21 protein-coding genes are annotated in these 21,623 nt (G+C 40.2%); 5 read left to right on the top strand and 16 right to left on the bottom strand.

From position 1 onward, the window contains the following. Positions 1–85: 85 nt before the first annotated feature. On the top strand, positions 86–1,384 hold the full coding sequence (locus tag AC1DVB_RS02505; protein ID WP_477588064.1) for an MFS transporter: 1,299 nt from the start codon (positions 86–88) through the stop codon (positions 1,382–1,384). Positions 1,385–1,475: 91 nt separating this feature from the next. Here AC1DVB_RS02505 and AC1DVB_RS02500 read toward each other — a convergent pair whose 3' ends face one another. Next, the gene (locus tag AC1DVB_RS02500; RefSeq protein ID WP_057275575.1) at positions 1,476–2,171 is read right to left on the bottom strand and encodes a YjjG family noncanonical pyrimidine nucleotidase; all 696 of its coding nucleotides are present in this window, start codon (positions 2,169–2,171) and stop codon (positions 1,476–1,478) included. 179 nt (positions 2,172–2,350) lie between these two features. Between AC1DVB_RS02500 and AC1DVB_RS02495 the strand changes: the two genes are divergently transcribed. Next, positions 2,351–2,686, top strand: a complete 336-nt coding sequence (locus AC1DVB_RS02495; RefSeq protein ID WP_477588115.1) for an AAA-type ATPase lid domain-containing protein — start codon at positions 2,351–2,353, stop codon at positions 2,684–2,686. Positions 2,687–2,921: 235 nt separating this feature from the next. Here the strand turns inward: AC1DVB_RS02495 and AC1DVB_RS02490 are convergent, their stop codons facing one another. The 9 genes from AC1DVB_RS02490 to AC1DVB_RS02450 all read right to left on the bottom strand — a co-directional run bounded on the left by AC1DVB_RS02490 (position 2,922) and on the right by AC1DVB_RS02450 (position 11,292). Continuing rightward, on the bottom strand, positions 2,922–3,644 hold the full coding sequence (locus tag AC1DVB_RS02490) for an anti-sigma factor domain-containing protein (protein ID WP_427525884.1): 723 nt from the start codon (positions 3,642–3,644) through the stop codon (positions 2,922–2,924). Continuing rightward, a complete protein-coding gene (locus AC1DVB_RS02485) occupies positions 3,645–4,199 on the bottom strand; it encodes an RNA polymerase sigma factor (RefSeq protein ID WP_063577292.1) in 555 nt (184 codons plus the stop codon). A gap of 78 nt (positions 4,200–4,277) precedes the next feature. Then, positions 4,278–4,748 carry a COG4315 family predicted lipoprotein gene (locus AC1DVB_RS02480; protein WP_403187095.1) on the bottom strand — a complete coding sequence of 157 codons (471 nt, stop codon included), beginning with the start codon at positions 4,746–4,748 and terminating at the stop codon, positions 4,278–4,280. A 22-nt stretch (positions 4,749–4,770) separates the two neighbouring features. Further along, on the bottom strand, positions 4,771–5,508 hold the full coding sequence (locus tag AC1DVB_RS02475; protein WP_477588113.1) for an extracellular solute-binding protein: 738 nt from the start codon (positions 5,506–5,508) through the stop codon (positions 4,771–4,773). Between the two features lie 428 nt (positions 5,509–5,936). Continuing rightward, positions 5,937–7,043, bottom strand: coding sequence for a GerAB/ArcD/ProY family transporter (locus AC1DVB_RS02470; RefSeq protein WP_477588062.1), 1,107 nt, complete (start codon positions 7,041–7,043; stop codon positions 5,937–5,939). 100 nt (positions 7,044–7,143) lie between these two features. Continuing rightward, the gene (locus tag AC1DVB_RS02465; RefSeq protein ID WP_430755612.1) at positions 7,144–8,253 is read right to left on the bottom strand and encodes a GerAB/ArcD/ProY family transporter; all 1,110 of its coding nucleotides are present in this window, start codon (positions 8,251–8,253) and stop codon (positions 7,144–7,146) included. Between the two features lie 56 nt (positions 8,254–8,309). Next, on the bottom strand, positions 8,310–8,531 hold the full coding sequence (locus AC1DVB_RS02460) for a hypothetical protein (protein ID WP_057275568.1): 222 nt from the start codon (positions 8,529–8,531) through the stop codon (positions 8,310–8,312). Continuing rightward, positions 8,528–9,715 (bottom strand): Ger(x)C family spore germination protein, encoded by a 1,188-nt coding sequence (locus AC1DVB_RS02455; protein WP_477588061.1) that lies wholly within the window; start codon positions 9,713–9,715, stop codon positions 8,528–8,530. The genes AC1DVB_RS02460 and AC1DVB_RS02455 overlap by 4 nt, the downstream gene beginning before the upstream one ends. A gap of 53 nt (positions 9,716–9,768) precedes the next feature. After that, the gene (locus tag AC1DVB_RS02450; RefSeq protein WP_477588111.1) at positions 9,769–11,292 is read right to left on the bottom strand and encodes a spore germination protein; all 1,524 of its coding nucleotides are present in this window, start codon (positions 11,290–11,292) and stop codon (positions 9,769–9,771) included. 423 nt (positions 11,293–11,715) lie between these two features. On the opposite strand from AC1DVB_RS02450, the gene AC1DVB_RS02445 reads away from it, so the two are divergent. After that, positions 11,716–13,782: a Na+/H+ antiporter gene (locus tag AC1DVB_RS02445; protein WP_454862163.1), complete on the top strand. Its 2,067-nt coding sequence runs from the start codon at positions 11,716–11,718 to the stop codon at positions 13,780–13,782. A gap of 93 nt (positions 13,783–13,875) precedes the next feature. Then, positions 13,876–14,268: a hypothetical protein gene (locus tag AC1DVB_RS02440; protein ID WP_477588059.1), complete on the top strand. Its 393-nt coding sequence runs from the start codon at positions 13,876–13,878 to the stop codon at positions 14,266–14,268. 127 nt (positions 14,269–14,395) lie between these two features. On the opposite strand, the gene AC1DVB_RS02435 is transcribed toward AC1DVB_RS02440, so the two are convergent. The 5 genes from AC1DVB_RS02435 to AC1DVB_RS02415 all read right to left on the bottom strand — a co-directional run bounded on the left by AC1DVB_RS02435 (position 14,396) and on the right by AC1DVB_RS02415 (position 19,015). Further along, positions 14,396–14,659, bottom strand: coding sequence for a hypothetical protein (locus tag AC1DVB_RS02435; RefSeq protein ID WP_057275566.1), 264 nt, complete (start codon positions 14,657–14,659; stop codon positions 14,396–14,398). Between the two features lie 199 nt (positions 14,660–14,858). Next, the gene (locus AC1DVB_RS02430; protein ID WP_057275565.1) at positions 14,859–15,344 is read right to left on the bottom strand and encodes a PaaI family thioesterase; all 486 of its coding nucleotides are present in this window, start codon (positions 15,342–15,344) and stop codon (positions 14,859–14,861) included. Between the two features lie 314 nt (positions 15,345–15,658). Next, positions 15,659–17,449: a glycosyltransferase gene (locus AC1DVB_RS02425; protein WP_328097762.1), complete on the bottom strand. Its 1,791-nt coding sequence runs from the start codon at positions 17,447–17,449 to the stop codon at positions 15,659–15,661. Between the two features lie 37 nt (positions 17,450–17,486). After that, positions 17,487–17,810 carry a hypothetical protein gene (locus AC1DVB_RS02420; protein WP_134402175.1) on the bottom strand — a complete coding sequence of 108 codons (324 nt, stop codon included), beginning with the start codon at positions 17,808–17,810 and terminating at the stop codon, positions 17,487–17,489. Between the two features lie 20 nt (positions 17,811–17,830). Then, on the bottom strand, positions 17,831–19,015 hold the full coding sequence (locus AC1DVB_RS02415; protein WP_328097761.1) for a glycosyltransferase family 4 protein: 1,185 nt from the start codon (positions 19,013–19,015) through the stop codon (positions 17,831–17,833). Positions 19,016–19,670: 655 nt separating this feature from the next. On the opposite strand from AC1DVB_RS02415, the gene AC1DVB_RS02410 reads away from it, so the two are divergent. Continuing rightward, complete coding sequence (locus AC1DVB_RS02410; protein WP_477588055.1) at positions 19,671–20,507, top strand: RMD1 family protein; 837 nt, start codon at positions 19,671–19,673, stop codon at positions 20,505–20,507. Positions 20,508–20,671: 164 nt separating this feature from the next. Here AC1DVB_RS02410 and AC1DVB_RS02405 read toward each other — a convergent pair whose 3' ends face one another. Further along, entirely contained in the window at positions 20,672–21,154 is a 483-nt protein-coding gene (locus tag AC1DVB_RS02405; RefSeq protein WP_477588053.1) for a GNAT family N-acetyltransferase, read from the bottom strand. Between the last annotated feature and the right edge of the window lie 469 nt (positions 21,155–21,623).

Here is a 21,623-nt window from a genome sequence, read left to right as displayed (position 1 = left end):
TTTACCATCATTTTTGTTCATTTCGGCTTTATTTATCGTTGAAAACAATTTTGATGAAAAACTTTGCATTAAAGGAGCATTTATCATGAAAAAAAGTCGAGTTCTTTTCGCTAGTTTAGCGGGTTCCGTTATTGAGTGGTACGATTTCTATTTATACGGAACAGCAACGGGCCTGGTTTTTACGACGCTATTCTTTCCCAATCATGATCCAGCGATTTCACTTCTTCTCGCCTTTGTCACATTCGGGGCTGGTTATGCAGCCCGTCCAATCGGCAGCATCCTGTTCGGGCATATGGGTGATCGCATCGGACGGAAGGCAGCACTCATGTTCACCCTTATTGGTATGGGAGGGAGTTCAATGCTAATCGGTGTTCTGCCCACTTATGCCCAGGTTGGGTTGGCCGCCCCCGCCATCTTGGTGGTGCTGAGGTTGATTCAAGGAATTTCCTTGGGAGGTGAATGGGGCGGAGCCATCCTATTGGCAACGGAATCTGCTCCTAAAGGTGTCCGTGGGTTATATGGATCCATTCCCCAACTAGGGGTCCCCATCGGCTTGGTTGCCGGCTCGTTCAGCCTAACCCTCATCAGCTCCTTGACAACCGATGCCCAATTTTTATCTTGGGGTTGGCGGATTCCATTCCTTTTAAGCGGTGTACTGATCGGGTTGGCAATTTGGGGAAGGAGTGGCATTGAAGAAACGCCGGAATTTAAAGCGCAGAAAGATAGCGGCGATCTTGCGAAAGTTCCCATTATTGAAACATTGAAACACGATTGGAGAAGTGTGCTGCAAGTGATCGGACTAAAAATTGGGGACGGCTTCTTCAATGTATTCATCATGTCCTATGTTCTCGTCTTTACTACGCTATATTTTGGTTATTCCCAAGATTCAGCTCTTACCGGTTTAACGATTGGCTGCGCTACAATGCTGATTACCATTCCTGTCATTGGTTACATTTCAGATTTCATTGATCGAAAAATCATCTATTTTGGGGGCCTGACTCTCCTTTTCGTCTTGGCCATCCCATATTTCACAATGATTGGGCGTGGGGTTGGCTGGTTCTACATGATGCAGGCAGTTGTACTCGGTGTCATCTGGGGAGCCATTTTTTCCACACAAGGGACATTATTCTCGGAGCTCTTTCCAGCCAAGGTCCGTTATACTGGATTATCCGTCGGTTATCAGGTCGCGGCAGCCATTGCGGGTTTCGGTCCGCTCATCTGGACCGCCATGGCAGAATCATATGGCCCATCCCCTTTGGTATTTGGCGGATTCATGATGGCAGGTCTCGCGATTTCCCTGGCGCTTTGTATATTATCCCCGCATTTCAGCAGAAGAAAAGAAAAGGATCAAACACTCAAACCACATAAGCTGGATTTGAACTGATTCTAAAATCTCTTGCATGAGTAATAACAGAGGCTGCACGTCCTATCACTCGGACAAGCGGCCTCTGTTTTTTTACAATGCATATACCACCCTATACTTGTTTACTTCCTACAATCTCCAAAAGATCAGTGAGCGTCCGGATTTCATAGGTGGGCTTGATTCCCAGATCATTATCCTTTTGATGGGGATTGTACCAGCATGTATCCATTCCATAATTCAAGCCGCCCTGTATATCTGAAGTCAAGGAGTCACCCACTATCAACGCTTTCGATTTATCTGTGATCTTTAACTTGGAAAATGCATAATCAAAAATCCCTCTATCAGGCTTCTGAAACCCAGCCTCTTGGGAAACTATCAAGGTCTCAAAGGTGTTGCAAAGGGCTGACCCGCCGATCCTTGCTGTCTGCACTGCCGTGAAGCCATTTGTTATAATAGCAAGCCGGCATCCTCCAAGCTTCTCGCAAACCTCTATAGCCCCGGGCAGAAGATGTATTTCCTTTCCCAAATGTCCTAGGTACGCACGGCTGAACGCATCCGCATCCATATCAAGCCCATGCTTCAGGAACAACCGCTTGAACCTTTCCACTCCCAGAATGGTTAAATCTATATGCCCCTGTTCCAAATCCCTCCATAATACCTTACTGATTTCTTGGTAGCATCCCGCATAATCCTCCGCCCCTGTTGGCAAACCAAACTCTAAAAAGGCTTCATGCAGCGCATTCTTTTCCGATATTCCAAAGTCTAGCAAAGTATCATCAACATCAAATAATATAATTTCGTATTTCATCGCTGCCTCCATAATCATTTTAGTCCAACTTAACACATTTCCTTTAATTACGTATTAATTATGCAAATTCATGGTAAATACATACTGCAAGCTTGGAAAAATTGCGGGAACGTAAAGAAGATATCATTCCCCTTACGTACAATTTTTTAAATAAGTTCAATGAAAGGTAAAATAAAGTCATTTCGGAAGAATGCTTGAACCTATTAATTCATTATTCATGGCCCGGCAATGTACGCCAGCTCGAAAACTTGATTGAACGGTTGGTCATAATAAGTGACTCCGTTATCCTGATATCCGACTTGCCTGAAATGATAACCGAGAACGTTGAACAGGTCACACAGATTGATCTCCCCACTTCACTCGATAAAGCAMTTGATGAAACGAAACGGATATTGATCAGGAAATCTTACCAAACATATAAATCATCAAGGAAAGTCGCGAAGGACCTCTCTATCAGCCAAACGAAAGCCTCAGCGTTGATCCGGGAGTACTGTGGGGACTTAATGAATAAATAGGTACCATGGAAATGACAATGCTTGTTTAACTTTAAACAAGTCCATTTTCCCCCACCCGACATGCTGGTTATTCGTTGCTAGTGATCATGGTGAATGGTAAACACTTATATTCCAATTCAAATGAGCTCCCATTGTTAATCGCGGCGACTTCTTCTTGTTTAAATCACTTAGCTATTAAATTCAGGTATGAACAAAAAAATAAGAGACTTCCCCTTTGCGGGAAAGTCTCTTATTTTTAAGAAGATCCTACTATTTTTTCGCCTCTCGGCTTTGTACTATTTGCATCTGGTTCTCTTGTGATGCCAATTTGATTGAATTTATCATTAATGGACAGTTTGTATGTCAATGATCCTGTGCCGGCTTCATCAGGCTTGAAAGTTCCTGCATTTGTCCGTTTTCCATCTTTCAGTAACCACACCTGATACACCTCGGACTTCTGAAGGCTAGGCAAATTCTGAATCTGAACGATTAACCTTCTTTCTTCACCTTGCTGCAAAATGTATGCAGCACCGTCCGTATTCATATTTACAGCGGTTTTATCGGCAGGCTGCAAAGATAGCGACGTTTTAACCTCCATTGGCAGATTGATAGCTGCAAGTTCTTTTTTCAGTTGAATATTGGAATATAACAGCACAAACGCCAAAACCAGTGCAGCCAGCAAGAGACCTGAAGTGACTGGTGTAAACTGCTTAAAGAAAAAAACACTCCAATTCTTTTCCCTTCTCACCGGAACTTCATCGTCAGTCTCAAAGACAAAATCCATAACCTCTGATTTCAGGGAAGATGAAGGTTCCATTTCTTCAAAATCCCATTTCAATGAATTCCAGGCTTCTGTCATTTGTTCATACTCCCTAGTGCATTCAGAGCAGTGCATTAAGTGTTCCGTGAATGCCTTTTTTTCTTTTTCTCCCAGTTCACCCGATAAAAATGAAAGCAGGTTAGCGCACTCTGTATTCATTTACAAACCACCTACTTCCAAATGCTTTTTCAACAATTTAAGCGACTGGTGAAGTCTGCTCTTGATGGTACCAACCGGTTCATTTTCAATTTTGGCAATTTCCGTTAACGAGTACCCTTTCCAATACAGTAAATCAATCAGCCTTTTTTGCGGCTTGCTTAACTTATTTTTTGCCTTGGCAATTTCACTGTGCAATAGCCCATTTTCTATATCATTATTAGGATCTTCTATGTCTATTGGATGACTCATGTCCATGTGTTTGTTATTCCGGATATGAACGCTGTCTTTACGGACATAATCCACACACACATTTCGTGTAACGGTCAAAAGCCAGCTGACAAAGTGCCCCTTTTCGGGATTGTAACTGCTTTTTGTGGTCCAGAGCTTTAAAAAGACCAACTGCACAATCTCCTTTGTTTTTTCAGCATTTCCATTTGTGAACTTAAAAATATAACCATAGATTAATTTAATATAGCGGTCATAAAGTTCTTCCAGAGCAGGACGATGCTTTTTCATGACTAATGCCATCAATTCCTTATCAAGTTTTTCTTTCAATCGCACCTGCAACTCCTCACAAGTAAATTTGGAAAAAATGTGTAACAGGAACGACCATCACTGATCGTCCCTTTTTTCTTATTTTGGAAAAATAGTCTTATTATTCACAATATACCAAACATTTTTTACACCTTCACCATTGACATCTCCCGCTGCCTTATCATTCGCAAAATAGTAGAGTGGAAATCCTTTGTACGTCACCTGCTCTTCCCCTGTATCTTCCCTTTGAATGGTTCCAAAGTCATTTTCCTCAAATCCTTTAGGGACAGCAAAATCGCTTTCCATGAACGGCGGCCATTTTTTCAGACAATCACCCATGCAATTGCTTTTTCCTGATTTATCATTCTTGAAATAGTAAAGTGCCATTCCCTTGGAATCAGCCAGGTATTCGCCTAATGGTTCACTTTCCAATAATTTTAGGGTTACCGCTTTTTCATCGGCAGTACCACTAACAGCTTGATCCTTTTCGGGTGAATCCTTCGCTTCATTTCCACATGCCGCCAATACTAAGACCATCATAAAAACTGAAAATACCATCCACTTTTTCATATACTCTCACTCCTCATAAATTTTACTTCCATCCCCATTTTTGAAACACTTGATGGGATTCTTCCGTTTTAAGATAAGCAATGAATTGTTTTGCCCTTCTCTTGTTTCCACTCTTACTTGTTATGCTTACCGGGGTCCCTCTATAGAGCTTGTCTTCCTCAGGGAGTTGAACCAGGTCCGTCACATCCGCCAGACGGTAATGCCAGGATTCATATGTAATCCAGGCGTCCAATTTAGAATTCGCCTTCCATAAATTAATAGCTTCTGCACTGGACTTCACTGAAATGTCAATATTCCTGCTAATTCCAGGAATCAATCCTTTTCTTCCAGCTAAATCTTCCCATAGCCCCAGTTGCCCGGCTCCATTAACATCCACAATCTTTACGCCCTTCTTCGTTAAATCCTCCAATGACTGGATATCCTTTGGGTTTCCTTTTCTAACCAGAATTCCAGCTGACCGTGCATACAATTCTGTACGGTTTTTTCCATCAAGGACCTCCGGATGATCATGCATGAATTCTGTTAGCATATACTCGGACCCCCCGTATATGATATCCGCATCCTGTTTGGCTTGATCAATCCATTTTTCTTCGGGTCCCGCTGTTACTTCAACTTTTATCCCCGTTTCTTTGGTGAATCGTTCCGCCACTTCCTTGATAGGTCCAAGAGKGCCACCTGGACCGTAAACTTTTACGACATCGTTGACAGCTTGCCCCCGATTCGAACCCATTTCCGGTGAAAATCCTAACAGTACTAGCATCAATGATATCCACCCTACAAAAATGACCTTTTTCAAGTCTTTCTTCTCCCCCTTCTAAAAAGCCTTTGTACTATAGATAACGGGACAAACTTCCAAACGGTTTGAAAAAAATCATTAATTATTTTTTAACTTGCTGCAAAGTACATCTGATGATTTCCAGTTTTCTCAACCCGCAGCAAAAAAACCATTCGGAAACGGAATGGTTGCAGACTGTAGACAAACTCCATAATAATTGAGTCTTTCTACATTTTATAAGTTTTTAAATTTGGCCGTTGATTGGAACGTAGGGCCCTCGGCGCCATTGCGTCTGCGGGTTCTCCCATGGAAGCGCTTTTCTAAGCAGGGGTCTCATACCTTTCAATCAACTTTGTTTTAACATTAAGATAGAGCTCCTTTTAAATTAAATATCAAAAAATCGGCAGAAAAGCTTAGCTTGATTTGCTTCCCTTTCTCTGTCTATTTCTTTTACGGATCATAGCAATCACCAACAATAACAGAGGAATAATCGTTTGCATCAAAACTCCATGAAAAGGGAAGGCGACGATATCATATCGACTGACATCCATGGAGCTGGGATACGACCAAAAGCTGAATTCTACAATCAAAATCCCTATCGGCCATACAACAGGACGATAGTCGGAGAGATTCAGCCACTGCGAGGTACCCAAAGCAGCCGCATAATAAAACACGGAAATTTTCACAAACGCTCCTACTATCCATACGGCCATGATGGCGGACTCCAGATGTTCAAAAAAGTCGGCCAAACTGATGTACCGAGATACATTCATCACGGGATAATTCTTTGTTGATGTTGTTGACCCGAGTATAAAAAGAACCATAAGATTCACCACAATTAACGTAATCATCACGGCAAAAACAGACATCATCCCGGATTTCATCCCTTTTTTCATATCGGTTAAAAAAGGGAGGAGAAAAATCATCAGAAAAAACTCGCTGAACCATCCACCCGGTACAATCGAGCCCTTGATTGGAGGCATAATTCCATTCCCCAATATCGGGAATATATTCTTAAATTCAAGATCAGGGCCCAGGAGGGCGATTAAAATTAGGATTGGAAAGATAAAAACGGGAACCAACAATTGGGCAGCTCTCCCCATCACCTCTATCCCTCCGCGTACGATAAAGGCACAAAGGAGTACCATCAATGCCATGATCACGCTAATCGGGGTTTTGACCAGAAAAGAGTCGACAATGAATTCCCCGTAACTTCTTAGGATCTGCCCTGTGATCGGGATATAAAAAAACAAGAATAAAAAACCGAGAATTTTCCCCGGAATCCGGCCAATTATCTGTTCACTGAATTGGATAACCGTTTGTTTCGGATAAAGTTTGTGAAGTTTATAAGTGATATACACCGTCGCATACCCGATGAGGGACGCCAAAATGGGGGAAAGCCATAAATCAGTTTTAGCATATTTCGCTGTGATGCTTGGAACACCGAGAACAGCCGTTGCCACAATCGTTGGATACAACATGAATGCCATTTGTAAAGATGAAATTTTTCCTTTCTCCATCATCTTCCTCCTTTCCTTGATAGTATGAAAATTTGAAATCACAAAGCCCACTGATCGTTTTACTTTTTCATAAACTCTTCAATCGGCTTAAAAAAGAGTTTCAATCCATTCGGCTGGTTTCGGTTCCTTTACGATTTCTTTTCCTTACAACAGCAATCAACAACAATAACAGAGGAATAATCGTTTGCATCAACATTCCTTGTAACGGAAAGACGTTGATATCATTACGACTGACATCCACAGAGCTAGGCAGCGACCACAAACTGAATATGACAATCAAAATCCCTATCGGCCATACAACAGGTCGGTAGTCGGAGAGATTCAGCCACTGCGCTGTACCTAAAGCAGATACATAATAAAAAACGGAAATTTTCACAAACGCCCCCACTATCCATACCGCCATGGCGACGGATTCTACATGTTCAAAAAAGTCGGCAAAACTGATGTATCGAGATGCATTCATCAAGGGGTAAAGCTTTGTGGATGTTGTTGACCCAAGTACAAAAAGAACCGTAAGATTCACCACAATTAACGTCATCATCACGGCAAACACAGTCATCATACCGGACTTCATCCCTTTTTTCATATCTACCAAAAAAGGAAGAAGAAAAATCATCAGGAAAAACTCGCTGAACCAGCCACCCGGTACAATCGAACCCTTGATAGGGGGCATTATACCATCCGCCAATACCGGGAATATATTCTTGAATTCAAGATCAGGAATCAGTAAAATGATTAAGATAAAGATTGGAAAAATGAAAACAGGTACAAACAATTGGGCAGCCCGCCCCAACACTTCTATCCCCCCTCGTACGATGAACGCACATAGAAGCACCATCGATGCCATGATCACACTAATCGGGGTACGTACCAGAAAAGAGCCCACAACAAATTCTGCGTAGCCTCTAACGATTAGCCCCGTGTTCTGGATATAAAAAAACAAGAGTAAAAAACCGAAAATTTTCCCCGGAATCCGACCAATGATCTTTTCAGTGAATTGGATCACCGTCTGTTTTGGATAAAGTTGGTGCAGTTTATAAGCGATATACACCGTCAGATATCCTATGAGCGCAGCAAAAATGGGGGACAACCATAAATCAGTTTTGGCATATTTGGCTGTGATGCTGGGAACCCCGAGAATAGCCGTTGCCACAATCGCCGGATACAACATGAATGCCATCTGCAGAGATGAAATTTTCCCTTTCTCCATCTGCTTCCTCCTTTCTTAATAGAATGAAATTAATCCCGCAACACCCACTAATTGACTCACTTTTCCATAAACTCTCCAAATGGCCTAAAAAGAGTTTCCACCCATTGAGTTGGCCCTGACATCTGTGGGAGATTGAACATGGATAGAACCAAGCCAGTGAGGAGCAGTGTAAGAAATGCCACTTTATCTTTTTTAGGATTTTGTTTCATTTTCGGCCATTCATACAAAATGATTAAAGCTACGATCACGGTTGTACAAATAAAAGCCCCCCATCTCACTTGTCCTTCACCTCATTTTCAGACAACCCCGCCGGTTTGTTTATATAGCCCTGTCTTCGAATATGGGCCGCAACATCGACTTCCACTTCTATTTCCGCGAATATCTCATCCCAGTGGTTATCTACCTTATTAAACTGTTTAGGATATTTCCGATAGAAATCTTTACCCAATCCTAAAATGTCCGATTTCTTATGCTGAATATGCAGAAAAGCCATCCTAATGCGATTTTCTATATCTGTTTGATATGCTCGTTCTGCTGCTTTTAGAGACTTAGGATTTGAAAGGTTTAAATTCGTTCCATTTTGTATAACAGCTCCATCCGTATTTATTTTCACCAACAATTTCCATTTATCATTGGTAATTTGCGGGATAATCTTGACTTTGGCTGACACTGGACTTAAAGATATCTTCCCTTTCACCCCTTTGGGTTGGAAGGTCACGGTGTATGATTCCACTTCATCCCTTAACCACAATAGCCCTCTAGTTTCCTTTTCAGTCATCGTTCCAGTCATTTTATCTTTTTTGAACACGGCCGTTCCGAAAATGTAAGGAATTCCCTGTAATTTCGTTTGCCCTTTCGCTGGTGGTAAAATTTTAACGATTGGAAGTGCGGCAGCTCGAGGCGTGCCGGTTAACATTTCATCCAAATCCTGTAGTGTGACCAGCATCCCAATATGTAAATCAGATAGTTCTCTAAGTACTTCCCCTGAATAGTTTTCCAGGGGTGGCAAAGATTCAAGAATAGGCTTTGCTTCCCCTTTGCTGACATACACATTTGCTTTCTCTCTTGGCTGAGGATGGCGCAGCAAAAAATCCAGCTGCTCTTGGATTCCTTCCTTCGCTAACTTTTCACCGAATACAAAAACTTTACAATGTCCCCAAAATACTTTTCGCGGAAGCTTGCTTTGAAGCTTAGACAATGCATCTGAAATATTGGAGCCTTTTTCATTTCTCACCATTGTCGTAACCCCACCTCCCCCTTGACTGCTCCCTCCTTGACCGCCTCCACTGCTTATTGAACTTGGAATAAAGACTTGGACGGATAGTTCGATTTGATTATTACCCTTCTTATCGATGGCGGCTGCTGTGACAATCGCCAAATCAGTGATTTCTATTCGATCCCAACAACCGCTTAGAAAAGGGGTCGTTCCACAAATAACGAGCAAAAGAAGGACGTTTTTCATGAAATGACGCCTCTTTCCTTTCTCCAATATGCTTTTTCGCCTCCAGCCATTATTCACTCCGTTTCACTCCCCCTTTTTGGATTTGGACTCTGTTCCGGGGCTTGACGGTATACATTAGAATCCCCTGTGAGACGCGGGCGTGTATCCATCCTCCACCAAGGAGCTCTCCACAGCACATCTTTCAGCTCTTGACCTTTTAACGGCGCCAGTGGCGCTAAGTATGGAACTCCAAAGGACCGTAAGCTGCATAAGTGAATGACTATGGCGATGATTCCCATCATGATGCCAAGCAGTCCTAAGGTACCGGCAAGCAGCATCATTGGGAAACGCAGCATCCGGAAAGCAATTCCGGCAATATAGCGAGGCATCATAAAAGAAGCGATTCCCGTAATTGCAACCACAATGACCATTGGGGCTGAAACCAATCCCGCTTGTACGGAAGCTTGACCAATAACTAGCGCTCCAACAATGCTGACAGCGGAACCTACCTGCTTCGGCAATCGAACCCCTGCCTCTCTTAGTGCTTCAAACGTAATTTCCATAGCCAATGCCTCTACAATTGCAGGAAAAGGGACCGATTCCCGGGATGCCGCTACGCTTAACAGGAGTGCGGTTGGGACCGCCTCATGATGGAATGTCAAAATAGCAACATAAAGTGATGGAAGCAAAAGGGATAATCCCATAAAAAAATATCGTAACCAACGGATAAAAGTGCCTGCCCAAAAACGTTGAGCATAATCCTCTTGTGATTGAATCAAAGAAAAGAAGGTTATTGGTGCAATTAATGTAAAAGGGGTTCCTTCAACAAGAATGACAGCTCGTCCCTCCAGCAAACTGGCACAGGCTACATCAGGCCGTTCTGTCGACATGATCTGAGGGAAAGGTGAAAACGGATTGTCCTCGATCATTTCCTCGATGTACTCGCTTTCTAAAATTCCGTCTATTTTAATTCGTTCCAACCGAGCTGTAATCTCTTCAATCAGTGTTTTATCCGCAAGGCCATCAATATAAGCAATCGAAACATTCGTCCTGGTAAGAGTTCCGATCTTCATCGATTGTATTTTAAGGGCAGGACTTTTAATAATACGTCGCAATTGGGACGTATTTACCTCTAGAGATTCAATAAACCCCTCTCGTGATCCCCTAACCCCTCCCTCTGCCACAGGTTCTTCAATGGCCCGCTTTTCCCATTTGGACAATCCTAAAGAAAATCCATCACTTTCCCCTTCATATAGAAGGATTGGGTTTCCAGAGGAAATCGATTCAATGCAATCCGCCACCATATTCACTTTTACCACTTTAGGAACGGGCATTTTATGTTCAATAAACTCATTTAATGGTTGTGGTTCTTTTGATGACTCCTGCATGAGTGGAGATAGCACATATTGCTCTATCGCCTCGATGTCTGAGAGTCCCGCAATGTAAATGAGCATCGCCCGCGTCTTTCCGAAAAGTAAGAACGAGCGGAACATGACATCCGAGCAATTATCATAAACAGAACGAAGTGTTTCTACATTTTGATTGAAATTCACAACAAGTGAATCTGAAGGCTTTGAATCCAGGTAATCATTTTGCATCAGGGATTTTTTTTCTTTCTTTTTTCTTAACAATTTGCCCACATTACGAATCAAGCTGAATCCCCCCATTTTTTTGCAGGTCGCTCTAACTCCATTTTTCTATGTTTCTTCATTAAGGGTATTTTATACAGAAAATCCTGTTTCCGACATGAACTAATTTTCATGGAAAAGCCATGTCATAAGTTAATTTTGAATAAACCGTAAACTCTTGTGATATCCTGTTTGTAATTAATAACTAAGGGGTATATCAAAAACCGAGGCTATTGTCGAAAATACTGTCTCTGGCGAAGTATTGTTTTTTGAATAAGCTACACAGGACCATAAAGTAGGGGTTACTTTTTTAAAGAAAGGATATTGTTTTAAATACCTTTTTTATATTGCATGGGCAATCAGACTAAAACATTAGAAGATAAGGGAGATTCTATGTCATTCTTAATCACATTGCTCGGATTATTGGTGTCCACAATAATCGCTACAATATTAAATGCTATATGGCCTCGTATCCCACTTCCGATATATCAAATATCCATGGGAGCAGTGTTCTCATTATTACCATTTCAATTATCATTTGATTTTCATTCAGAATTATTTATGATCTGTGTCATTGCTCCGCTGCTTTTTACAGAAGGAAAAAATACGTCTCGTAAAGAAATGCTAGAATTGCGTAAGCCTATTCTGTTATTAGCCTTTGGGTTAGTATTTGTGACGGTTTTTGCAGGAGGCTTTTTCATCCACTGGTTAATACCTGATATGCCGATGGCTGTGGCTTTTGCTTTAGCCGCAACAATTACTCCTACGGATGCGGTAGCGGTACAATCGATTACAAAAGGATTGAAATTGCCTGGAAACATGATGCCCATCCTTGAGGGTGAATCACTTTTCAATGATGCTGCTGGAATCGTCGCTTTTAAAGTTGCCCTGGCAGCTGCCTTAACTGGAGTGTTTTCTATAAAAGATGCCTCGCTTAATTTTATATTTGTAGCTTTAGGCGGCATCTTTATAGGGATCCTATTGGGCTATTTAATCGTTAAATTACGATTATTTTTACGAGTTCATGGACTTGAAGAAATCCCAATGTCTATTGTCATTGAACTAATTACGCCTTTTGCCATCTATATGGCAGCTGAAGAATTCCATGTTTCCGGAATCTTGGCAGTGGTTGCTGCAGGTGTCATTCATGGCATCGAGCGGGATCGCCTTCAGAGTTCCACGACTAAATTGCAAATTGTATCAACTAATACATGGTCTGTATTAGGTTATGTCTTGAATGGACTTGTATTTGCTTTGTTAGGATTTATGTTGCCGAGTGTTTATCAGGAAATTGAGTCCAACTTAAATAGGGGCATTCTTTTTGGGATAAGTGTCTTGATCGTTCTTTTATTATTGGTGATACGTTTTATATGGGTATACATCCTGCATGATACTTTTACGAAAAACAGAGTGAATCCATTAGAGCAATTCATTATGTCCAGGGTTCATCCAGAAGATAGCAATGACACCGATGAGGAGAATGTTTCAAGATCCCGATTTGCATTTTTGACATCCGTTTGCGGCATTCATGGAACCATTACATTAGCTACAGCTTTATCCATACCATATTTCATGCGGGATGACACTTTATTCCCGATGCGTAATACAGTCTTGTTTATCGCAGCTTGCGTTATATTGTTAAGCGTCACCTTGGCTACGGTTCTCTTGCCATTACTGGTAAAGACACCGATTGAATTCAAAGATGAGCGGCTAACCTCTGAGGAGGCTTATAAAATTGTTTTAAATAAAACGATCAATCAACTGAGCAAAGAAGCAACCATCGAGAATCAGAAAGCGGTCCATCAAGTAATGGAAGATTTAAATGAACAACTGATAGATTTGGAACGGGGAATAACGAATCGACCGGATGATCGGACAATACGCGAATTAGTGGAGCTAGGAGCCAATAAGGAATTGGAAGTCGTTTCTGGATTAGTCGAAAAAGGGACTATATCTGAAACAGCCTTTGAACTATATAAAGTGTATCTTTCAAGAACCTCGAATTATATGCAAAAATCCTCCATGAAAAGGGCTTGGATCAATTTGCAGGCTATTCTTTTCAAGAAAAAGATCAATGTCAAATGGGATAAGAAATGGGAAGCGAAATTAGAGGACTCCATCGTTAAAAATGCGGACCTGATCAGGGAGTTTCGTAAAGCACAAAAAGAAGCTTCAAAGGAAGCCATTTTATTGATCAAACAACAAACTGCACCTGAAAACCGCCATGAAGTCATGCTTGTCATCCAAAGATATAATCGTTATTTGAATCCGTTCGGAACATTAAGTGAAAAAGAAGCAAAACGCTTTGAAGAGATGGTAAGTCAATTTCAGTTGAATGCGATGCAAATCGAACGTGATATCATTGCGCAAATGGTTGAAGATGAGCAAATATCCATACAAACAGCAACTGAGATTAGACAAAACTTAATCTACGATGAAATGATAATGATACAAAATTGATAAAATATTAAGAGACTCCGATACAACAGGAAGTGGTGTCTCTTTATTTACATTCCAAGGCAAGGATGAATACCTCAGGAAAAATAAAATGAAATGACTGTAGATCGAGCAGGTATAAGGGCTTTCATCGAAATTCCAGAGGATTCATGGCATCTGTTCCCATTATTCTTTATGGCCCTCACAATGGAGTTAAATCACCGTTTTGCAGCTTTTACAATTGAACCTAAATCAGTTCATAAAAGTATCATGAAGCTGGCAGGTCAATACAACGAACTCTTCTTTGAATTCAAGATGCATCGTAATGACAATGAAAAAAAGCATGTTCGTTTCTGTGTTTCACGAGTATTCGCTCCAAACTCACGAGTAAAAACATCAAATTCACGAGTATTCGCTCCAAACTCACGAGTATTCGCTCCAAACTCACGAGTATTCGCTCCAAACTCACGAGTAAAAACATCAAATTCACGAGTAAAAGCATCAAACTAACGAGTATTCGCTCCAAACTCGCCTGTAAAAGCACCAAACTAAAGAGTATTCGCTCCAAACTCTCCAGTAGAAGCCCGATGCCCCCTTCCAATTTACTCGGTTGATCAATCCTCTGTGCCGATCCTTCTCAATCCCTTCTTTTATCAATTCCTTCATTCATTATTTTCACTTGGAAGCGAAAGTAGAGATAGAAAGCGGTCCAGATGAACAAACAGATGATTTCTTCTGCCCGGAAAACATGCTGCATTTCTCCTTTTCTGCCGACAAAATACGGTCTTTTTCTCTCCTTCAAGCATACCATCAATTCCTGCACTTCCTCATTCCATTCATGATTGCGGATAAGCACCTCTATCGCCTTGATCTCCTCATCTATCTCTACGTTTATTTTCATCCATGCAACCTCCCTTTGCTTATAATGTAAGTATATTAATATCTTAATATTTGGCTTGTAATTTCCAGCTACATGCCCCTTTATTACGATAACATGCTTGAAATGGATACTCAGATACACTAAATAACCGTCCAAATAATTGGACGGCCCTTTGATAGTACATCTAATTCCGGAATCGATGCGTTTACATTAATAAAGATCACTCTTTACTTGTAAAAGTACTTGGCATCACCACAGCGATTACCTCTCCACGGGCGCAAAGTTTATCGAGTGCAAATACCTCTGTTTCGATTCTCCATTTCTTAGGGTGAATTTCATGAATCGTCCCAATGGCCATTAATGGCACATCATTTGGGGTTGGCTTTACGAACTCCACATTCAGTGACGCAGTCACGAACCTGGGTGGTTCCACTCCATCTCCAACTTCATGACCGTTTTTACGGTGTAAAGCCAATGCAGCGGAACCTGTTCCGTGACAATCAATTAAAGAGGCAATCAAGCCGCCATAAACAAATCCTGGAATTGCAATATGCTCTGGACGTGGTATATAGATAGTCCTTGTTTGCTCGTCTTGCCAACCTGTTCGAAAATGATGACCATCTTTGTTCAAGCGACCGCAACCATAACACCATGCAAATGCATCTGGATAATCATCTTGAATCGCTTTTAGCACATTCTCCTCCATCATCTCTCCCCCTTTTTCAGAATATTATAACACCATTAATGATTAAGGGGTCTATTAGGATACATGCTGAAAGGGTAGTTTTTTTAAATTCCATGATTCTTTATTGAGCTTACTACCAAGTTTTAATTTTCATAGAATAATAACCTGATGCAGCTTTAATCGAAAACACACATAAAAAGTTTGCAAGAATCCCTGCTCCTTTTACTCGATATAATTGACAAAGGCCCCTGTAAGCCAGAAGCATTCAGGAGCTTTTCTTTGACTGATATAGAGTTAAGAAGTGTCTACCATTCTATTGCAGGCTTACCTTCTTATTAAAAGTTAAGCCTTTTTCTTAAATCCCAATACTTGAATGTCATTTTACCCATTTTCGACTTCGAAAGTGAATCATATTTACGTCCAAGTGCTTGATTTTGTTTTTCTAGCTTAGTAATTTGTTTAAGTTGAACTTTGTTCAGTTTTTTTAATTGCTTTACTTCTTTAGCTAATTCTTTATTTTTCCCTTTCATATCATATTTTTCTTTATCAACAACTGCCCGTTCTTTGATTGAAATCTCCACATCTTTTGGTTTTAGCTTTGGATTGCCAAAGGTTTCAAATCCTATCGTTTTTAGATAAGGGACGTTATTTTGAAAATTTCGTTCAAAGTTTCCATACCTTTTATGGATGTGGAGAAATGTATAACATCCAGCTTTTTCTGCTGAAATGATTTGACCATACCCAGACAGTTTAAACAGTTTTTCGACTCGTTTTATTTCTTCAGGTATGTTTTTGACAATATAAGTGAAAACTTCGTCAACATTAAACTCCGCAGGCAATATTTTCACTTTTTTTAATGATGTATGCCTAATCAGTTCATCAAAGTCATCTTCATCAATATAAAACATATTCGCACTTTCATTCACATAATCGGTAATGCGCTTGCTCCATAATGGTCCTTGCAGTTTTTTTATTGCTTCCGAAAATAAAAACTGCCTGCTAACTTGATACATTCGTTGGGCCGCAAACTCATATATATCCTTATTACATAATGCTAATTTGACAGCGTCACGGAAATCCTTCTCTGTAACAGCATATAACGGGTAATCTTCTCCAAAAAGCTTCATATGCATTTTGGTTGGATTCATTATTACAGCCTTCCTTAAAATCCCATACTCCAATAGCTTTGTAGACAGTTCCAGACTGCTGTCCATTTCCTCACTTCTCCAGGTTATCCCAATATCACTATTCACGATTAATTGTTGGGCATTCTCCCTCGTCAAAGCACCGTACCATGTAAGCCCATCCGTATTTTTAAGGAGGTATGCCGCCTCTTCCTTAAACTGAGAATCATCTTTAACCCATTTGAATTTATCCCCCGCCACATCAAGTGATAGATTCGGGATCTCACGTTTTAATTCTTTAAAAGCAGTAATAATGGGAATGGTCTTCCAATCTGGGTCGAATTTCCCTGTATATACAAGCTTGTTTTTTAACCGGGTCTGCCCTTCCGCTGATTCAACGTTTGGTATCATCGGGGTAAGCAGGGAAACTTTGTTTTTTTCTTTATTCAAATTAAGAATTTCGATGACAAATTCGCACATCTCTTCTGTTTGACATAAGAAATACGCACACTGATCATATATATTTTTGATGCTCTCGAATTTCTCTTCATTAACATCCTGACCTATGTGAGTCAATCCTGTAGCATAAACTAATGTATTCTTTATGATATGCTTATGCTTTGCGATTTTTTCAACAGTCTCAATGCTTCTGACAAATAGCCAATCATATTCCTTTTGACTCCAATAATGAGAAATGAGCATTTCAGCTATATCGAAATCAATGACACCTTTTTTTACCCATTCATCACCTGCGGCATTAAAAAAAGGGTCTACAAAAGGATTGAGAATGGTTATATTATCAAATTTCTCAAGTGGCTGAATTAAGATATCACGTTTGACCGGACTAGCTAAAAGTAAGTCAACTTCGATGTTGGAATCTAACGCAATGGTCGATGCTAAGGAAGATAAAAATACTGCAGATCCATCCATTGAATTCATGTCAATAAAGCCAAATAGAAGTACCTTCATTTTTCTGTTTTCAACTAGTTCATGTGAATTCAAAGTTTTCACTCCAATGACTGAAATCTGATATGAATTTTTATTTCTTTATTTGTTCTTTAATAGATGATTTAAGCGCAAGATATTTTAATGTGAATTTCCCTGCATACGTAACGTTGAATTTATGTTCTAACAACTTAAGTCTTCGTATTTCTTTGTTAAGCTTAATATTTTCCATTTGGGCCATCTTACTTTTTTCTAATTCTTCTCGCAGCCTATTATTTTCTTTTGTAACTTTCTCAATGGTTTTTTGTTTTTCCATGCCGTTGCTCTCTATGAGCTCCAATGTCATGGACATCATGTCTTTCATTTGTAATTCGAGTTCCTCATACATCGTTTTCCAATATTCGTTTCGCTCGTCCATATTGAAAAAACTCCCCTCCATTAACCTTGGATGATCTCCAATTCTCTTTTTATAACAACATCTACAGCGCATTTTTCCCGAATCGACTGAGAAGCTTGTTTTGACACTCTTAAAAATACGTCCGAGTTGTAATATAAGCGCTCTATTGCATCGGCAATATCGGTAGGAGACTCAGGTTTTGTTAGAAGGCCAGAAACGTCATGTTTAACGAATTCCGGGATTGCCGTAATATCTGTTGAAATCGGCACTAGTCCACTCGACATTGCCTCACACATGGAAACCCCTTGAGAATCCAAACGGGTCGGGCAAAGGAAAATTCCATACTCCTTATGTAATGCGGCGATTGTCTCCTGAGATAGGAAACCTTTATGAATCGTTACATTCTCAAAATCCCGGATTGGCTCAACGGTTTGATCGAACAATTTTCCATCGCCATAAAATGCAAATTCCAACTTATCGAAGTATGGTCGCTTCGATAGTTCCAGCACTGCTTTCACCGATAGGTCATTGGCGTATTTTCGTGAAGCGTATGGCCTGATTGAAAGGACTTTTGTCCGCATTTCAGCTGGCTTTTCAATAAAGGTAAACAGATTGTCATCTATGACATTAGGTATGATTACTGAATTTTTCGATTCTGCTCTTGCATCACATTCCGCTATATGCTCTTTGAACCATTTGGATATATGAACAAAGGTTGTATCCAATTCATTCGTTTGATAAAACCAATTCATAAAGGAAAGCTGTGACACATAATAGTCATCCGACATTTCAAGTATCTTCCTCAAGCTTTCAGGGCTTTCAAGAAAATTAAACCATCTTCTATGCCATGCCTCCGTTTCAAATCCATGTATCCAGGTGATAATCGGTAAATCCGTGTTCGTTTCTTTTATCGCTTGTACCATTTTTGGATTAACAAAATGAATGAGCGCTTTTTTATGTATTTTATGATTTAAGAAAATGCGCAAATGCTGTTCAGTTCCTCGATAAACAGGCACATCTTCATACGTATACTTTTCCGCTTTTTTATAGGCAGGATGCAAAACAAAGACATCCACCTTCAAACCCTCATCCAGATAAGCCTTGACTCTTCGGTGGATAAACCCATTCCGATATAGCTGATCTTCATGTGGATAAGCATTCGTAATGATCACATATCTATCTTTTTCACTAAATGTAAGCTCATATAGATTTATAGATTCCTCCATTTTTGTTCACTCCTACTATTCAGTCATCTTCAATCAGCTACTTATCTGTAAATGAAGGATTTTTAAAAGACCCTTTTCCAACCACTTTTAAAACCGTCAACCGATTATAACAAACATGTATTACTGAATATTGACATCAATGTGAGAATTCTGTAAATAAAAGTAAAGTTTTCATGAACTTTTATATGTTTTTGTAAGGCTGTTTTCACATACTTTGTTGCTATTTACCAGGTAGTGGGTTGTGGTTGATTTCCCCTCMAGATGCTCGCTTTCCGCGGGGCGGGCGGTGAGCCTCCTCGGCGGAAACGCCTGTGGGGTCTCACCTCTCCCGCTGCTCCCGCAGGAGTCTCGCACTTCCGCTCCAATCAACCTTAATTAGTTTCGTTTAAAAACAACAATCTTTACGAAAAGAGCCTTTCTAAAGTTTCAGTATGTATAAACAAGCAAAATAAAGAAGGACGATCCGGTTACCGGAAGCGCCATCTTATATATTTCCCCAAAGCTTAGACTTGATTATTTTTATATCCATAATGGGGTTATTGGTTTAGTTACCAGTCAGTTAACTTTTTTCTACCTTCCAGAATTATTCAAGCATGTTTTTGTAAGAATAGAATAGAATCGAAAAAAGACCAATTTGCTGAAGAGAGTGATATAGATGGAAGCAATTACCTTTAAAGCATGTGCAATCACTAATGAAATCGATTTGAACAAAATCGCCATTCATTGCGGCATCCCCAAAAAATTCAMCTGGGAAGAGCCTTTAATTCTTAAAGGCGATATTCTACGTTCCATCCTTTATAAAAATGTGGACGAATCACAGCAGGTGCTGGTTTTTTCCTTTGGCAGCATCGTCTTCATCAATTACTCACATGAGGATGAGATCAAGGCATTTTCCTCTTTTATCCAATCATTCGAGCCGGACATTGATCTCGTCAATGTAGATAGATATACGGATGATTACAGCCTCCACTTCAGTGAAACTGAAAACATCAATTTGACAGACGAATATGTAGTTGTTCCTAAATATGAATTTTTCTACCCTGAATTAATATCCACCATTCTCGCAAAATCGGTGGCTCTTGAAAAGACTGAGGAACAACTAGGAAAAATCCACGACAAGCTTGAAGCCATGATTGACCGACTGGAAAAAGGCAAGCTCAGAATCGGCAATAAGGAACTAGCGAGGACGACGGCAAAAATCGTACGTCACGAGTACAATACCCTGGCATATATCATGATTCTGGATAAACCTGATATTACATGGACAAGCAGCATTGCCGGCGAATTTTATGATAGAATGCTTGAATTTTTTGAATTGAATGATCGGTATAAAATCCTGAAAAGTAAAACCGAAATTTTATATAACATCATGGATGGGTTTTCTAACATCAGCCATTCGATCAGGGGACTATTCGTTGAATGGATCATTGTAATTCTCATTGTCTTTGAGATTCTTCTGACGATTTTAGAAATTATAGGATGGATTCCATGAATTCTTAATCATATCGTTTGGAATATCTTCAAAAAAATAAGCATCGTTTTGATGCTTATTTTGCGTTTAACCACTTCATCATATTTAAGCTGACTGTATACTGTCGTTTAATTACATGCTTTTCCTATTGGGACAAAGCATTCCAGAAGTTAGCTAAATTCCCCTTAATCCAAAGTAAAGTGGTAAATGAATTCCTCCCCTTCTTCCCCTTTAAATCTGTATCCTTTGTCAATGAATCCAACTTTCTTATACAAATTTATCGCTGGCACATTCGAATGATGCACCGTTAGAATAATCTCATCTTTATCTGGATGACTTAGTTTGATCATATCAGGCAGCACTTTTAACGTCTTAAAAGCTAGCCCTTTTTTTTGATGACGCAAATCCAAGGAGAATGATTTAAGTAGAATCGCATTTTCATTACTTGTATATTGATTTCCCGCTTTATCCKTATATAAGGCAAAACAACCAATCAAATCCTCATCTAAATAAATGACCATGGGGAGGTTATATTTATCCTTCCTGAAGTCTTCGATAACTTTTAAAGKTAAAGAAGTATAGATTGCTTGTTCTATAGGTAAACAATAATTACTCAGCGCCTCAAGGTCACTTTCCATAAAAGGTCTAATAATTAATCCAGCCATCATACTTGCACCCCATTTTCACATTTCTGATAAAGCCATATTAACAGAAACTAATGTTTTACACTCCAAGTAAAGTAATTTTCAAGAAAATTCATTCACACAAAAAAGGAATGGATTTGTTTACCATTCCTTCAGACTGTGGACAAACTCAATGAAAATCAAGTTTGCCTGCATTTTTCATTTGAATAGTTCAGTTGATTGGAACGGAAGGTACGAGACTCCTGCGGGAAAGCGWGKCCAGGGAGACCCCRCAGGCGAGCGCCGAGGAGGCTCCCGGACCGCCCGCGGAAAGCGAGTGCCTGGAGTGGAAATCATTACACATCCCCCCTTTCGGAAACCCGCTCCCTTTCCTCCGACTTTCTGCCAAGCCTCCTAGGCAGAAGCGCCTGTGGGGTCTCGGCTAGCCAGTKATTGGGCAGGTGTGTCGCAAATTTCTTCAATCCTATGAGGCTTACAGGAAAAAAACACCAAT

Source organism: Peribacillus sp. P4_D6 (assembly GCF_056401795.1).
This window is presented reverse-complemented; position numbering and strand designations above follow the sequence as displayed.